Raw genomic sequence first — 15,865 nt, 5'->3', positions numbered from 1 at the left:
CTTTATTTTTCCGAATGTTCAAAATACATTGTTTTTCGGATTTTTTACTCATATAATTTCATCTAAACACAATTTTTGAGGGGTGGACAGTACTATGAAAGAAATTCAAGTTGGGTTATTAAGTCTTGGGACAGTTGGCAGTGGTGTGGTTCGTATTATTACGGATCATCAAGAACGACTCATACACCAAGTAGGTTGTCCAGTGAAGGTAACGAAAGTATTAGTTCAAAACATTGAGAAAGAGAGAGAGGTAGAGGTACCTTCTACTCTATTAACACAAGATGCAAATGAAATTTTAGATAATCCAAATATTGATGTTGTCATTGAAGTGATGGGTGGCATTGATGATGCAAAATCATATATTTTACAAGCTTTAAAAAGCGGAAAGCATGTTGTAACTGCAAATAAAGACTTAATGGCATTACATGGAGCTGAATTATTAGCGACAGCAAAAGATAATAAGGCTGATTTATTCTATGAGGCGAGTGTGGCAGGGGGAATTCCAATTTTACGCAGTATCGTAGAAGGACTTTCTTCAGATCTTATTACGAAAGTAATGGGAATTGTAAATGGAACGACAAATTTTATTTTGACGAAAATGTCAGACGAAGGGAGAGCATACAACGACGTGTTAAAAGAAGCCCAACAACTTGGATTTGCAGAAGCAGATCCAACATCAGATGTAGAAGGTTTAGATGCAGCAAGAAAAATGACAATTTTAGCTACTCTCGGTTTCTCTACAAATGTAGAGCTTGGAGACGTGAAAGTAAAAGGGATTACCTCTATTACAGAGGAAGATATTGAATACAGTAAGAGCTTAGGTTATACAATTAAATTAATCGGTCTTGCAAAACGAGATGGTGAAAAATTGGAGGTTACAGTTGAACCAACTTTACTTCCAAATACACATCCTCTTGCGGCAGTACAAAGTGAATATAACGCTGTGTATGTGTACGGTGAAGCAGTTGGAGAAACGATGTTTTATGGACCAGGCGCAGGAAGTTTACCGACAGCTACAGCTGTTGTTTCGGATTTAGTTGCTGTAATGCAAAATATTAGATTAGGGGTAACAGGAAATAGTGCTGTAGTCCCACAATATCAAAAAGTATTAAAAGAGCCAAACGAAATTGTCGTGAAAAAGTTTTTAAGACTGCATGTAAAAGACGAAATTGGTGTATTTGCAAAAATTACTTCATTGTTCTCTGAGCGCGGAGTTAGCTTTGAGAAAATTATTCAAATGCCGCTTGAAGAGAAAGGAAAGGCTGAAATTGTAATTGTAACGCATCGTGCGTCTCTTGCTGATTATGATTATATTCTACATACGTTGCAAGGGTATGAAGAAATAGATTGTTTGAAAGCGAACTATCGAATTGAAGGGGATGCTAAGTAGTATCCTTACCATAAAACAGAAAGAGCCTATTAAGCAGCTTGCTTAATAGGCTCTTTTCTATTTAAAATCTGCGTACCAACTTGAATAAATGCTTGGATAATCCAGCCTGTTGTAAAGGATAAGATGATTGTTCCAAAATAGATAGGTCCGTCTAATAAAAAGCTTAACGTTAAAAATAAAAAGGCTAATGAAATCTCTGTTCTTCTAAACGTCCATTTTTTCTTCTCAGCAACCGTTAAAACGAAAGCTTCTTGAGGCGCTGCGCAAAGGTTTGTAGAGACGTAAAGACCAATTCCAGCTCCAACGAATAGATTTCCGCAAATAAGTGTTATATATTTTGGAAGAGAGCGGATAGCGTCCATAATAGTTGTAATGGAACCAATCCAATCAACAAAAAGAGAAATAAGAACCATCGTTACAATTGTACCGATTGTAATTTGTTTTTTATTCCAAAAGAGTACGATAAGTGTAAAAGCAAAGTTAATCATGAAAATCCAAAAACCAATACTTATGCCAAAATTTTGATATAGTGCAATAAAGAAGGAATCATAAGGGCTAAGTCCAAAGGAAGTAATTGTCGTCATCATATTAATACCGATGGCAAGAATGAGTAAACCGCCAATGAAAAATATATATTCTAATTTGAATCGAAGCATAGTTGTATATCCTTTCTAAATGTATTTGCTAGGAAAGGATATATTGTGGAAAGCTTACCAGGTCAAGGGAGAATTTTTGTGAGAAGGGGAAAATGAGATGACAAATATAAGAAAGATTGCTGAACTTGCTGGAGTATCTGTTTCAACTGTTTCACGTGTACTAAATAATCATCCGTACGTAAATGAACAGAAACGAAAAGAAATTTTAGCGATTATAGAAGAATTAAATTACACGCAAAATGTGAATGCAATTCATTTAGTGAAAGGAAAAACGAATGTAATTGGCGTTTTATTGCCACACGTAAATGATCAATATTATAGCGCTATTATCGAGGGGATATCAAAAGAGACAGCAAAGAATAATTATAATATGATGCTTTGCCAGACGAATTATAGCGAAGAAAGAGAACTAGAAATTTTAAATATGTTAAAAATGAAAAAGCTTGATGGGGTTATTATTTGTTCTCGGGCAAATAGTAAGGAGAAGCTTGAAGAATATACAAAATTCGGCCCGATTGTTATGTGTGAAGAAATAGATTCAAAATGCATTTCAAGTGTCCATATCGATTACTACAAAGTATTTTCACTTGGGATGAAAAGCTTAATAGATGCCGGTCATACACATATTGGATATTGTATTGGAAGAAGTAATAGTGTTAATAGCCAAAGACGAAAGAAGGCATATGAAGATTCGCTTCAACAGAGTATCGTAACACCGTTAGAGACCTGGAAATTTGAGGGTTGTTTTACAGTGGAAGATGGACGCAATGTAATTAGAGAATGGGCTCATATGTCAGTAAAACCTACGGCGTTCCTTGTATCTTGTAACCATATTGCAGCGGGGATGGTTACAGAAGCAAAAAAACAAGGAATTCGTATTCCAGAGGATATTACGATTATCGGGTGTGATGATCAAGAGGTGGCGGATATATTGGGTATAACGACGATTTCGCATTCTAGTAAAAACGTTGGAGTAAAAGCGTTTGAATTATTATATGAAAAGATTAATGAAGAGAAATTAGATGTGAAGCATATAGAGTTATTACCAGAGTTAGTAAATAGAGAAACGACGTAATTGAGAAGGTGTGAAAATCGCTTTTCAAAATTTCGTTTGGTATAATTATGGACAATCTATGAGGGCTAAAAGGGGTTTTGATATGAGATCAAAAGTAGTAAAAGTAATTCTACTCATTACAATTGCATCTTTCTGTTTATTTGCATATGGCTTTGTTTCAGGTGTAAACGATGTATTAAATCCGAAAGCTTCAAATTTAATTAAAAAGACCGATGTAGTGGCAAAAGAGAAAAAGAAAACGGGAACGTTACAAATCGTTAGTTTAGGTGATTCATTAACGCGTGGCGTTGGTGATAAAGAAGGAATTGGCTATGTTGGGCGAATGAAAGAGGATTTACAAAAAGATTATAAGCAAAAAATTGCATTAACAAATTTAGCAGTTAGTGGTGCAAAAATGCCCGATTTATTAAAACAAATTGAAAGTAATGGCGCTCAATATTCAATTAAGCAAGCAGATATAATCGTGTTAACGATTGGTGGGAATGATTTGTTCCCAGGCTGGGAATCGCTTGGGAAAATAGATTTAGAGACGTATCGTCCTGACACAGAAACGTTTCAAAATGAAGCAAAGAAAATTATAGAAGAAATTCGTAAATTAAATACAGATAGTCCGATTTTTTGGCTTGGTTTATACAATCCTTTTGAAGATGTAGAAGATTTAAAAGGGTCTTCAAACATTGTTGTGGACTGGAATGCATCTTTAGAGAAGTTAGCGCTAAACGATAAAAATGTGTATATTACACCGACATTTGATTTATTCCAAAACCGTGGGAAAGATTTATTATACTCTGATCATTTTCATCCGAACGAAGTAGGTTATACGTATATGGCAGAACGTTTAGTTCAAAATGTTGTAAGTAAATTAAAACTAGAACAAGGAGGGGTAAAATGACGACGATACTTTCCGTACGAGATTTGAAGAAGGTAATTGGAAAGAAGACTCTTGTAGAGAATATTTCCTTTGATGTAAAGCAAGGAGAAGTGTTCGGGTTCTTAGGACCAAATGGTGCTGGAAAGACGACTACCATTCGAATGTTAGTCGGATTGATTAAGGCGACAGAAGGTACGATTTCTATTGGTGGTTATTCGATTAAGGAAAATTTCAGAGAAGCGATGCGTCAAATTGGGAGTATCGTTGAAAACCCAGAGTTGTATACATATTTAACGGGATGGGAAAATTTAAAGCAATTTGCTCGTATGTTAGGTGATATATCAGATGAACGTATTATTGAAATTGCTGAAATGGTTCATTTAGATGAAAGAATTCATGACAAGGTAAAAACGTACTCACTTGGTATGAAACAACGCCTTGGAATTGCGCAGGCGCTCCTTGGGAATCCAAAATTGCTCATATTAGATGAGCCAACGAATGGTTTAGATCCAGCAGGGATTAGAGAACTTAGGGAATTTATACATAAGCTTGTAAAAGAAGAAAATATGAGCGTGTTTATTTCAAGTCACTTGCTAAGTGAAGTGCAAATGATATGCGATCGCGTTGCTATTATTCATAAAGGAAAGATGATAACAGTTGCCAAGGTTGAAGAATTAATTAAAACAGCAAGTGATCGTGTAGAATGGATTGTTACACCGATTTCTAAGGCGAAAGATATGCTAGAAGCGGCCGAAGAAGTAAGGGAAGTGAGTGTAGAAGGCGAGCGATTACTATGCCGCATGGATATTGCATCTATAAGTAGTTGGAATAAACACTTTGTCGAAAATGAAATAGATGTACATAGCGTTAAGGAGCTTGTATTTACGCTAGAAGATTTATTTATTGAACTCACAAGGGGTGAGCAGCATGCGTGAATTTGCGAATCTAGTTTTAAATGAATCAGAAAAGATTTACCGCAAGAAACGTATTTTTGTTGTCATGCTTATTTTAGCAATCTTGATCCCGCTTTTTGTGTATGCGCAGTATCGTGAAATAGAAACGACACAAAAAAGACTCGGTACAACTGATTGGAAGGTTTCATTGCAACAGCAAATTGTTGATTCTCAGAACCGGTTGAACAATTCTAGGTTGCCAGAAGAATGGCGTGATTGGTTAAAGGTAAGAGTTGAGCAACAACAATATTATTTAGATCATGATATTAATCCGATGGCACCGGGTGCACCGACTTTTGTCAGAGCATTTATTGAACAAGGAATTACATTATTTATTCCGCTTCTTGTAATGATTGTAGCCATTGATATCGTTTCAGGAGAACGAAGTGATGGGACGATGAAGATGTTACTTACGCGGCCAATTCGGCGCTGGAAAATACTCCTTAGTAAATACGTGACGATGTTATTTTTCATTTCGCTCATACTGTTTCTTGTAGGTTTGTTTGCTTACATATTATCAGGGCTTGTATTTGGGTACTCGGGATGGAATTTACCTGTTTTAACAGGATTCGTTATTGATAAGGAAACGTTAAATACGAACTTTGTGCATCTTATTCCGCAGTGGCAATACATCTTAATGGCGTATGGACTAGCCTGGTTTGTTGCTATCGTTGTCGGAACTATATCATTTATGGTCTCTGTTTTAATTCGTAATACACCAGCTGGTATGGGCGTTATGCTAGCTGCATTAATTGCAGGCGGTATTTTAAGCTCGTTCGCAACATCTTGGGAAGGCGCCAAATATATTTTTAGTGTGAATCTATCATTAACGGATTATTTATCAGGAAAATTACCTGCATTACAAGGTTTATCGATGGGATTTTCTTTGATGAATTTAACTGTTTGGGCAGTTGTTTCTCTTGTTATTTCGTTCGTAGTATTTACAAGACAGGATATGGTGAATTAATTAGACAGGAAGTGACAGTATGGAAAATATTTTAAAGAATGATTGGGAGCCACTATTGGCACCTGAATTCCAGAAAGAGTATTATCTTACTCTATCCAGTTTTTTGACAGAAGAATACAGCACGTATGTTGTTTATCCGAAGGTAGAAGATATTTTTAACGCTCTTCAGTATACAAGTTATGAAAATACAAAGGTTGTTATTTTAGGACAAGATCCATATCATGGACCGAATCAAGCGCATGGTTTAAGCTTTTCTGTGCAACCTGGTGTTAAAACACCACCGTCATTGTTAAATATGTATAAAGAACTTCGAGATGAATATGGTTATGAAATCCCGAATAACGGTTATTTAGTAAAATGGGCAGAACAAGGAGTATTATTACTAAATACCGTATTAACAGTTCGTCAAGGCGAAGCAAATTCTCATAAGGGAAAAGGATGGGAGCACTTCACAGATCGTGTAATTGAACTGTTGAATGAACGTGAAAAGCCAGTTATTTTCATATTGTGGGGGCGCCATGCGCAGGCGAAGAAGAAGTTAATTACGAATCCAAATCATCATATTATCGAATCTGTACATCCAAGCCCATTATCGGCAAGACGTGGTTTCTTTGGTAGTAAGCCATATTCTAAAGTAAATACGATTTTAGCTAATATGGGCGAAAGAGAAATTGATTGGGAAATTCCAAATTTATAAATAGAAAAGGTAGTTAACAGTCGTTAACTACCTTTTTATTATTGTTGCTCGTTCTTTAATTTTGCATCTAGTACAAAAGTGCCAAATGGGATAACTGATGAAGCAAATGCTCCAAGTGCCCATAAAATTGATTTACGGTGTACGATTGTTACTTGAATTACTGCAAAGATGAATAGAATAAATAGAACACCATGAGCCATGCCTGTAATTTTAACAGCTGTTGCAAATCCTGCGAAATATTTCAATGGCATTGCTACAAATAATAGTAATAGGAAAGAAATACCCTCAACTAGTCCAATTGCTCTTAATCGTCCGATTGGTGTAGATAACATAAAGTAGCCTCCTTTAACGTATGCTTGTATATAGTAAATTTGTATTCTTTTTCAAAATAAAATAGTCTATTTTGTTTCATTATATACAAAAAGAAAGTTTACACTACGAGAATAGTGCAAAGTTCAAAATATAGTCACAAAAGCATGAGAATTTAAATAAAAACCTATTTGAAGTATTTGACTTCAAATAGGTTTTGTGAATGAAAATATTAAACAAGTACATCCGTTTTTAAAACGAATTTCTCTACAACTTTTGCAACACCATCGTTCATATTTGTATCTGTTACGTAGTTTGCAATTTCTTTAATATCATCAGGTGCATTGCCCATTGCAACGCCAAGACCAGCAAATTCAATCATCGCTTGGTCGTTATAGCTATCGCCCATTGCGATAACTTCTTCACGCTTAATGCCAAGCTTTTGGATCAGTTTGTTTAAGCTCGTTCCTTTTGTAACACCAGCTTCAGTAAATTCTAAGAAGAATGGTTTCGAACGCATCACGCTTAATTGGCCTTCTAGCTGTTTTTGTAGTTTCTTTTCAACTTCAACAAGGCGTTCAGCTTCTTTATTCATTAATACTTTTACTACGGGCTCTTTAACTGCAGCTTTAAAGTCATCTACTACAACAATTGGCATACCAGTAATATCGCCCTCAATTTCAGTATAAGGATTATTTTCTTCCGTTACGATATCATCGCCCATATAAGTATGAATCCATACATCTTCAGTTTGACTAATTTCAAATAGGTTGTGAACGATTTCAGGAGATAGTGTACTACTAAAGATTTCTTCGTTTGTTTTACAGTTAATAATTTTTGCACCATTAAAAGATAAAATGAAACTGCCGTATTCTTCTAAACGAAGTTCTTTCGCTACATTGCGCATACCGAACGTTGGACGTCCAGAAGCAAGTACAACCTTTACGCCTTGCTCTTGTGCAGTCATTAACGCTTCTTTCGTACGAGGTGAAATAGTATGGTCATCACGTAATAAAGTATCATCTAAATCTAAAACAATCATTTTATAAGTCATATAGAAAATTCCTTTCTTTAATTGAAATCAAAATACATGTTCATGAAGAGATTGAGGAATAATAGTAAGACATCAAACCTCTTTGAAAAGAAGTAGATAAATTATTATGAGTGTGTTGCTCATAATATTGGTTAATAATCATTGGGGATGAATAAAACCCCAATGATTAAAGTTTGATTTTATCGTAACAACTCTAAAGGTAGAGTGCAATAATGGAAGTTTTCCAATTTAAGATATTTGTTTTGCTGTGGAACGAGAAAATAGTATTTCTAGCAAGATTGCCATTACAGATCCAAGAACGAGACCATTACTTAAAAACGATGCTAGAAATGGTGGAAGTGTGGAATATGCTCCTGCTGGAACAAACATAACTCCGACTCCCGTAAAGATTGAAAGACCGGCTACTTTAAATAATCGTTCTTTATCCTGGACAGTTTCGTATTCTCGAAAGGCGAGGCCAATCATGCTTGCGAATACAGGATAAATAGCGGCATAACCAACTGCAACAGGGATTGCTGCAAAGAATGAAGTAATCTTTGGAAATATACTAACGACAATAATAAAGCTTGACCCTAATATAAACGGGAGACGTTTATAAATATTAGTCGTTGCAATAAAACCTGCTGATCCAGAAATAGCGACAGGCCCAATAGCTGAAAATAGGCCGCCTAGCAATTGGTTGATTCCTGTTATAATGCCAGCTTGTTTAAAACGATCTGATGCAGCGTTTTCTTCATATTTAGAGACAACCTTTTGTACAACGCGAATACTTGCTAACATATTTGTTAGAAGTAAGAGTGTAACGAAAATGACCGTAATTACCATGTTCCATTCAACACGAGGCATTCCGAAAACAAATAAGGATGGAAAACGGATTATGTCTGTCACTGGTGTTATTGGATTAGATAATCCGAAGCATGCGAATAATATCCAGCCGCATACGATACTGAAAAGAACGGAATATTGTCCAGTAATAGGTAGCTTCATGATGAAAAAGGATAGTAAAATAACAATGAGTGAAAGAATAAATACGTTAGGTTGTACTTCTGTATGTTTTCTATCAAGGCCAAACATTCCCTTTAAGAAGGAGCCACTAAGCTGCGCGACAAGAAGAAATAAATACGTTCCAATGACTGTCGGTGTAAAATAGCGAACGAGTTTATCAATAAGTCCAAAAACGCTAAGAATAATACAAATAATACCGCTTAATAAGAAAGCATATTGAAGAACTTTAAGTGTCTCATTATTTGATCCAAATAGTACGACGCCTAAACTTGCGTAAAGGGAGAAAATTCCCCACCAAAGGCCAGCAGGACCTTCTTGAATAGGAAGTTTATGCCCAAATATAGCTTGCAAGAGACCAGCAAAACCTAGAACAAATAATGTTCTTTGTACGAATGCGATGGCTTCAGCGCCATTAAGACCATAACTAGTTGCGACACTAATTGGTACAATAAGGCTTCCAGCTAAAATAAATAGTGCCCATTGTAAGGCGGAAAGAAATGTCTTCATTATATCAACCTCTTTCATAGATTCCGTATCTAGTATATACGTATTTTATTTCCACTGGCAAAGATTGTAGATAGAGAAAAGAGTTGAAACACGGTATGAATGCACGTAAGCAATTATGGATAGCAGTTATATGTATGACTTTTGTTGTAATTCTAGGAACGATAGGATTTATGACGATTGAAGAGATTAGTTTGTTTCAAGCATTTTGGATGACAATGATTACTGTATTGACTGTTGGATACGGAGATGCCGTTCCTGTAACGCAAGCGGGGAAAGTATTTGCGCTTCTTATTATTCCTGTTGGCGTAGGTATTGTTACGTATGCAATTGGGGTAGTGGCAGCTATGATTATTGAAGGGAATTTATTTCATGCAGTACGGAGGAAGAAGATGGATAAACAAATAGCGCAGTTGAAAAATCATATTATAGTATGTGGTTGCGGTAGAGTGGGGCTTCAAGTTGTACATGAATTGCAAGAAAAGAATATTCCATTTGTCGTTGTTGATAAAGATGAAAGTATATTGGAGCAGGAAAAGCTTTTATTTGTACATGGAGATGCAACGGAAGATCAAGTATTACATAATGCCGGAATTTTAAAAGCAGCTGGTTTAGTTGCTATTGTTGCAAATGATGCCGAAAATGTATTTATTACATTAACAGCAAGAGGGTTAAACGATACGATTAAAATTGTGGCGAGATCTGAAAAGCCAGAAACTGAAGAGAAATTAAGGCGTGCTGGTGCAAATAAGGTTATTAACCCATCTAGTATGGCGGGTATTCATATCGCAAAAGGTATTGCAAATCCATTAACCGTTCATTATATTGATACAGTGTTGTATGGAGTAGAACAGTCATTTGTCATTGAAGAAATTCTAGTTGGAAAAGATTCAATATTAGTTGGTAAATCGTTACTAGAGAGTAATGTAAGGAATCAGTTTGATGTAACAATATTAGCGATTTCAAGAAATGGGAATATTATACATAATCCAACAGGGCAGGAAAAATTGAAAGAACGTGATATGATAATAGTATTTGGTTCAGTAGAAAAATTGGGACAATTCGAGAAAGAATTACAAAGTACGAGGTGATAAGGAATGCAAATATCTAGCGACAAGATTTTAAATAAAATGGCGAATGAAATTGTGAAGGCAAAAAGTAGTGAAGGACAAAAGTCAAAAGAACATTTATTAGTTGTGCGTGCTTTATGTGACTTATTATTAGATGAACAAGTTGAAACATCTACATATAGAGAACCGAAAATTCAATCGCAAGTAATTGGATCACAACCAGTAACAACTATGCAACCAATTGCACCTGTTTCTGGGGAGCCAGTATATATAAAAGAAAGTGATGCAAACGGTAATTCTTTATTTGATTTTTAGAAGATAAATCGTTTGGCTTATATGCAAAAATTGCTTATGATAAAGGTAAAAAAGGGGAATTAAGATGAAAATTTTCTTTTTACTAGGTTGTATTGCAGCGGGGCTATCTGTTGCGTTAGGGGCCTTTGGAGCACACGGTTTAGAAAATAAAATTTCTGCAAAAATGTTAGAAGTTTGGAAAACAGGCGTTACATATCAAATGTTTCATGCAGGTGGACTATTCGTAGTTGCTTTATTGATGGATAAGGTTCAATCATCACTTTTAACTACTGCTGGTTGGCTAATGGTAGCTGGAATTATTATGTTCTCAGGTAGTTTGTATGCATTAAGTACGACAGGCATTAAGTTCTTTGGTCCAATTACACCTCTTGGTGGTGTAGCGTTTATTGTGGCGTGGATTCTAGTAGGGACTGCAGTTGTAAAAGGATTATAAAAAAACAAAAGCTGGCATTTGCCAGCTTTTTTTATGGTCTTGGAGTATAAGTTGCTTGTTGACTAGGTAAATACGTAATTTCTTCTGGAAACTCTACGTAATCTAAGTAGATCATTAGTAGTAAATAGCGTTTTCCTGATTGCGGTTCACTAATAACAATATGGTCACGGCCAGCTGCTTCAATAATACCTGTATAAGATTGTGTACCAAGGGAACTGCCACGTTCATAAGTCATTACAACCGTAGCTTGCTTACCTTTGTTTAAACGAAGGATATTTTCAATATAGGATTGCTCTAGAGGTAACATGCCTTGAGAAATTGCATATTGAGCTTGCGCAGCTTGAGCTGTTTGTTGTTGCATCGCTTGCTGCTGTTGTTGAGTCATTTGTTGCGGTTGTACATAAGTTCCAGATGGTTGATAAAAACCTGTTCCATAGTACGGATTTTGTTGCTGTGCCATTCAAAAATCCCTCCTCATTTTTATTCCTTAATATACGCTAGGGCAGTCTCCAGCAGATGGCTGGAAGAAGCAGTGCTTTTTAAAGCGACCAGAGTTTTGTTGGTTATACCAAGTCGGTGGACATGCCCCTTCAGGTCTAAAGAACCATAAGGCAAAGTTGGCAGGCCAAAAACGTTGCCCTTGAATGGTCCGTCTCGCTAGGGCAATATCTTGTTCACGTGCCCGTTGATAAAAGTATCCTTTTTGCGTTACTTCAAAACCGCCGGGGTTTTGATAAACCATTTGACGTAAATTACGAATGCTTTTAAAGTCTAAACAATTTCCGCGGACACGATTTACCCCAACGTTTCCGACCATTAACATTCCTTGTTGTCCTTCTCCTTCGGCTTCAGCACGCATCAGTCTAGCTAACAACTTTACATCTTCTTCGTTATAAGCAATAACTCCCATTATGTGTCACCTCTCTTTTTGGAATACCTTTTGGAAAGAGGTTTATCTCTAGATGAAGTGTGTAACAATTACTAGTTCATACGTATGAGGAAAAGGGCTCAGATATGACAACCAAACGAAGTTTTACATTGAGAGCGGAAAATAAAAAAAGCTAGCGTGAGCCAGCTTTTTTATTAAAAAACTTTAGACCATAAGTTTGAGAAGAAATCAACAATAGAGCGCATTGTTAACACAAACCAATTTGCTTTTTCAACTTCCTCTGTCGTTTTTGCAGTAACTTTCATACTTTTACTACCGTCTAAGAAACCATATTTATCAGTTGATTCTAAAGTAATTGAGCCTACTTTGGCATCTTTCTTAATAGGAGCAACTAAATGTCCATCTTCAGCAAGAGATTTATCTAATTCAGTCCCAATTTTATAAGGTTCTTTGCTACCTTTTTTCGCAATTACTGTTATTTCTTTTTCGGGTGCAACAGTTACTTGGTCTTCTTTCCCTTTTACTACAGAGATTGTATTGTTCTTATTAACTTTTAGTTTTTGTTTTTCAAAGTTATTAAATCCATATTCAATTAATTCACGAGATTCTGTGAAACGTTCATCCATTGATTTTGTTTTAATAATAACCGAGATAAGACGTACATCACCACGTTTAGCAGTAATAGTAAATCCGTATCCAGCTGTATCAGAACTTCCAGTTTTTAAACCATCAGTACCTTCATAAGCGAAAGCAGCTCCTGGTAACATCCAATTCCAGTTTTCCATACGAATTGGTTTTGGGTGATTGTCTGGGAAGTTTCTAAATCTTTGTTTTGTATCCTCTAGCATTTCTGGATACTTTGTAATCATTGCTTTTGAAAGCATACCCATATCACGAGCTGACATAGAGTTTTCTGCATTTGGATCAGTACCCTCAGGATGTTTTCCTTTTAAGTCAGCGTTATTTAAGCCCGTAGCGTTTACAAATTTATATTTCTTTAATCCTAGCTTTTTAGCATGTTCATTTGCAAGATTTAAGAAGTTTTTCTCACTTCCTGCAAGAAGTTCTGCTAAAGCGATACTAGATCCATTTGCAGAGAATATAACAATAGAATGATATAATTCTTTTACAGTATATTGACGTCCTTTTTCGAACGGTACATTAGAGAATTCATTATTACGAGAGACTTCATAAGCGTAATCAGAAATATTTACTTTCGTATCCCATGTGATTTTTCCTTCTTTAATTGCTTCTAAAACAGCGTAAACAACAATTAATTTCGACATACTAGCAATAGCTAGCAATTCATCTGGATTTTGCTCGTGAAGTATTTTTCCTGTATCTGCATCAAATAAAAGTGCAGCGGCTGCCTCAATATGTATTTTTTCTTCCGCATGGGATGTTGTTACTCCTAAGGAAGAAATTGACAATACAAACAATAGTAAAATAGACAAAATTTTTTTCATATAGATTATCACCTTCGCATCGTTATTTAGCATATAGCTCGTATCATTTTAGCATATCTTTACATATAAAAAGGTTACAATTTTACAATAAATTTGAAAAAATGTCGGTTTTTCTTCAAAAGTGCAGAAAAAAGGGGATTTTTGAGGATAAATATAGAGAAGAATAAAAAAAGGAACGAATTTCGTTCCTTTTCACCATTTATATGTGTAAAAATTTCTCTACTTTTTCGTCTGGTAAAATGTTTCCAACGAAGAATGTTCCAAATTCACCATAACGAGCACTTACTTCATCGAAGCGCATTTCATATATAAGTTTTTTAAATTGAAGAACATCGTCAGCGAATAATGTTACGCCCCATTCGAAATCGTCGAATCCAACAGATCCTGAAATCACTTGGCGTACTTTACCTGCGTATTGACGTCCAATTTTACTATGACTGTACATCATTTTTTTACGCTCTTCCATAGGAAGCATGTACCAGTTGTCATCACCTTGGCGACGCTTATCCATTGGATAGAAGCAAATATGATTTGCTTTCGGCAATTCAGGATATAAGCGAGCTAAAATTTGCGGGTTTTGGTATGGATCCTCATCAGCTGGAAGATAGTTGCTTAATTCAACAACAGATACGTAAGAATATGCAGGAACCATATATTCAGCTAAAGTTGTTTTATTCAATTCTGTCTCAATTTCATTTAACTCTTCCATTGTTGGACGTAAAATCATAAGCATAATATCAGCTTTTTGGCCAACAACTGTATACATTGCGTGACTACCTTTTTTCGCAGTAGCTACTTCGTTCCATTTTTCAACGACATTTAAAAATTCAGACACTGCTTGTCCGCGTTCGTCGCTAGATAATGTTTTCCATGCAGCCCAATCAATAGAACGTAAATCATGTAAACAATACCAGCCATCTAACGTTGTTGTTACTTCACTCATTCTATTCACCTCAGTTAATGATAGTTTTACACGTTAACTATAGCATATATAGTTTTAAAATCATCTATATAAAACCTTGGCGCATAAAATTGTCACATTTAAGTGTTTAAGCAAGGTGAATTTAACGGCTGAATTTTATGAAAATATAATCATTTTTATTTTATCTATTTTTTGGGAGCTATAAGTTTAAAATATAGAAGAAAAGCAGTATTCTTAAAGATAGAGTTTTTTTAACATATGTAGGAGGGTTTATTCGTGAGCAACTTATTTACAACAGTAAAAGAAAAAGTTCAAGGAAAAGGCATTTCTATCGTACTTCCTGAAGGAACTGATGAAAGAATTTTAGGCGCTGCAGAGCGTTTAGCAAAAGAAGAGTTAGTAAAACCAATCTTAGTTGGTAATAGAGAAGAAATTAGCGCAAAAGCTGCTAGCATGAATTTAACATTAGCAGGCGTTGATATTTACGACCCAGCTACATACGAAGAAATGGATGCAATGGTAGCATCTTTCGTTGAACGCCGTAAAGGTAAAGCAACTGAAGAAGACGCTCGCAAAATCCTTAAAGACGAAAACTACTTCGGTACAATGCTTGTATACATGGGCAAAGCACACGGTCTAGTAAGTGGTGCAGCTCACTCTACAGCTGATACAGTTCGTCCAGCACTTCAAATTATTAAAACAAAACCAGGCGTTACAAAAACTTCTGGCGTATTCATCATGGTACGTGAAGAAGAGAAATATGTATTCGCTGATTGCGCAATTAACATTGCACCAAACAGTCAAGATTTAGCTGAAATCGGTATCGAAAGTGCGAAAACTGCTGAGTTATTCGGCATTGATCCACGCGTTGCTATGTTAAGCTTCTCTACAAAAGGTTCTGCGAAATCTCCAGAAACAGAAAAAGTTGTAGAAGCAACTCGCATTGCAAAAGAAATGGCTCCTGAGTTAACTTTAGATGGAGAATTCCAATTCGATGCTGCATTCGTACCATCTGTAGCTGAGAAAAAAGCTCCAGGTTCTACAATTAAAGGTGATGCTAACGTATTCGTATTCCCAAGCTTAGAAGCTGGTAATATCGGCTACAAAATCGCTCAACGTTTAGGTAACTTCGAAGCAGTAGGGCCAATCTTACAAGGCTTAAACATGCCTGTAAATGACCTATCTCGTGGATGTAACGAAGAAGAAGTGTACAAGTTAGCTTTAATTACAGCAGCTCAAGCACTTTAATTCTATAATGAATTGAAATAAAGACCGTCGCTATTATAGCG

18 protein-coding genes are annotated in these 15,865 nt (G+C 35.8%); 10 read left to right on the top strand and 8 right to left on the bottom strand.

Going from position 1 to position 15,865, the window contains the following annotated elements:
* Positions 1–94 precede the first annotated feature (94 nt).
* Entirely contained in the window at positions 95–1,390 is a 1,296-nt protein-coding gene (locus MR169_RS01020; protein ID WP_242318761.1) for a homoserine dehydrogenase, read from the top strand.
* Between the two features lie 29 nt (positions 1,391–1,419).
* Here the strand turns inward: MR169_RS01020 and MR169_RS01015 are convergent, their stop codons facing one another.
* Positions 1,420–2,046: a YczE/YyaS/YitT family protein gene (locus MR169_RS01015; RefSeq protein WP_000943411.1), complete on the bottom strand. Its 627-nt coding sequence runs from the start codon at positions 2,044–2,046 to the stop codon at positions 1,420–1,422.
* Positions 2,047–2,143: 97 nt separating this feature from the next.
* On the opposite strand from MR169_RS01015, the gene MR169_RS01010 reads away from it, so the two are divergent.
* Genes MR169_RS01010 through MR169_RS00990 form a run of 5 tightly spaced genes read left to right on the top strand, consistent with a single transcriptional unit; the run spans position 2,144 to position 6,609 of the window.
* Entirely contained in the window at positions 2,144–3,121 is a 978-nt protein-coding gene (locus tag MR169_RS01010; protein ID WP_000181959.1) for a LacI family DNA-binding transcriptional regulator, read from the top strand.
* Positions 3,122–3,131: 10 nt separating this feature from the next.
* Positions 3,132–4,013 carry an SGNH/GDSL hydrolase family protein gene (locus tag MR169_RS01005; protein ID WP_002001579.1) on the top strand — a complete coding sequence of 294 codons (882 nt, stop codon included), beginning with the start codon at positions 3,132–3,134 and terminating at the stop codon, positions 4,011–4,013.
* The gene (locus MR169_RS01000; protein WP_000207720.1) at positions 4,010–4,927 is read left to right on the top strand and encodes an ABC transporter ATP-binding protein; all 918 of its coding nucleotides are present in this window, start codon (positions 4,010–4,012) and stop codon (positions 4,925–4,927) included. Before MR169_RS01005 ends, MR169_RS01000 begins: the two co-directional genes overlap by 4 nt.
* Positions 4,920–5,912 carry an ABC transporter permease subunit gene (locus MR169_RS00995; protein ID WP_001206477.1) on the top strand — a complete coding sequence of 331 codons (993 nt, stop codon included), beginning with the start codon at positions 4,920–4,922 and terminating at the stop codon, positions 5,910–5,912. The genes MR169_RS01000 and MR169_RS00995 overlap by 8 nt, the downstream gene beginning before the upstream one ends.
* A 19-nt stretch (positions 5,913–5,931) precedes the next feature.
* Positions 5,932–6,609 (top strand): uracil-DNA glycosylase, encoded by a 678-nt coding sequence (locus MR169_RS00990; RefSeq protein WP_000427788.1) that lies wholly within the window; start codon positions 5,932–5,934, stop codon positions 6,607–6,609.
* A gap of 38 nt (positions 6,610–6,647) precedes the next feature.
* On the opposite strand, the gene MR169_RS00985 is transcribed toward MR169_RS00990, so the two are convergent.
* The 3 genes from MR169_RS00985 to MR169_RS00975 form a co-directional block, all read right to left on the bottom strand.
* Positions 6,648–6,941, bottom strand: a complete 294-nt coding sequence (locus MR169_RS00985) for a DUF3817 domain-containing protein (protein WP_000953393.1) — start codon at positions 6,939–6,941, stop codon at positions 6,648–6,650.
* Positions 6,942–7,150: 209 nt separating this feature from the next.
* Positions 7,151–7,972, bottom strand: coding sequence for a Cof-type HAD-IIB family hydrolase (locus MR169_RS00980; protein ID WP_000221395.1), 822 nt, complete (start codon positions 7,970–7,972; stop codon positions 7,151–7,153).
* A gap of 228 nt (positions 7,973–8,200) precedes the next feature.
* Positions 8,201–9,484, bottom strand: a complete 1,284-nt coding sequence (locus tag MR169_RS00975) for a purine/pyrimidine permease (RefSeq protein WP_242318760.1) — start codon at positions 9,482–9,484, stop codon at positions 8,201–8,203.
* A 95-nt stretch (positions 9,485–9,579) separates the two neighbouring features.
* On the opposite strand from MR169_RS00975, the gene MR169_RS00970 reads away from it, so the two are divergent.
* The 3 genes from MR169_RS00970 (at position 9,580) to MR169_RS00960 (ending at position 11,299) form a co-directional block, all read left to right on the top strand.
* On the top strand, positions 9,580–10,572 hold the full coding sequence (locus tag MR169_RS00970) for a potassium channel family protein (protein ID WP_000993984.1): 993 nt from the start codon (positions 9,580–9,582) through the stop codon (positions 10,570–10,572).
* 6 nt (positions 10,573–10,578) lie between these two features.
* Positions 10,579–10,866 carry a YwdI family protein gene (locus MR169_RS00965; protein WP_001167359.1) on the top strand — a complete coding sequence of 96 codons (288 nt, stop codon included), beginning with the start codon at positions 10,579–10,581 and terminating at the stop codon, positions 10,864–10,866.
* Between the two features lie 64 nt (positions 10,867–10,930).
* On the top strand, positions 10,931–11,299 hold the full coding sequence (locus MR169_RS00960; RefSeq protein ID WP_000688315.1) for a DUF423 domain-containing protein: 369 nt from the start codon (positions 10,931–10,933) through the stop codon (positions 11,297–11,299).
* Positions 11,300–11,330: 31 nt separating this feature from the next.
* On the opposite strand, the gene gerQ is transcribed toward MR169_RS00960, so the two are convergent.
* From gerQ to hemQ, 4 genes are all read right to left on the bottom strand, one after another.
* On the bottom strand, positions 11,331–11,759 hold the full coding sequence (gene gerQ, locus MR169_RS00955; protein WP_000068652.1) for a spore coat protein GerQ: 429 nt from the start codon (positions 11,757–11,759) through the stop codon (positions 11,331–11,333).
* Between the two features lie 27 nt (positions 11,760–11,786).
* A complete protein-coding gene (gene cwlJ / locus MR169_RS00950; RefSeq protein WP_242318759.1) occupies positions 11,787–12,209 on the bottom strand; it encodes a cell wall hydrolase CwlJ in 423 nt (140 codons plus the stop codon).
* 173 nt (positions 12,210–12,382) lie between these two features.
* A complete protein-coding gene (locus MR169_RS00945; RefSeq protein WP_242318758.1) occupies positions 12,383–13,654 on the bottom strand; it encodes a serine hydrolase in 1,272 nt (423 codons plus the stop codon).
* 199 nt (positions 13,655–13,853) lie between these two features.
* Positions 13,854–14,597 carry a hydrogen peroxide-dependent heme synthase gene (gene hemQ / locus MR169_RS00940; protein ID WP_242318757.1) on the bottom strand — a complete coding sequence of 248 codons (744 nt, stop codon included), beginning with the start codon at positions 14,595–14,597 and terminating at the stop codon, positions 13,854–13,856.
* A 255-nt stretch (positions 14,598–14,852) separates the two neighbouring features.
* Here hemQ and pta point away from each other — a divergent pair, with 255 nt between their 5' ends.
* A complete protein-coding gene (gene pta, locus MR169_RS00935; protein ID WP_000067225.1) occupies positions 14,853–15,824 on the top strand; it encodes a phosphate acetyltransferase in 972 nt (323 codons plus the stop codon).
* Positions 15,825–15,865: the final 41 nt, after the last annotated feature.

This window comes from Bacillus cereus group sp. BfR-BA-01349 (assembly GCF_022663795.1).
GTDB classification, from domain to species: domain Bacteria; phylum Bacillota; class Bacilli; order Bacillales; family Bacillaceae_G; genus Bacillus_A; species Bacillus_A cereus.
This window is presented reverse-complemented; position numbering and strand designations above follow the sequence as displayed.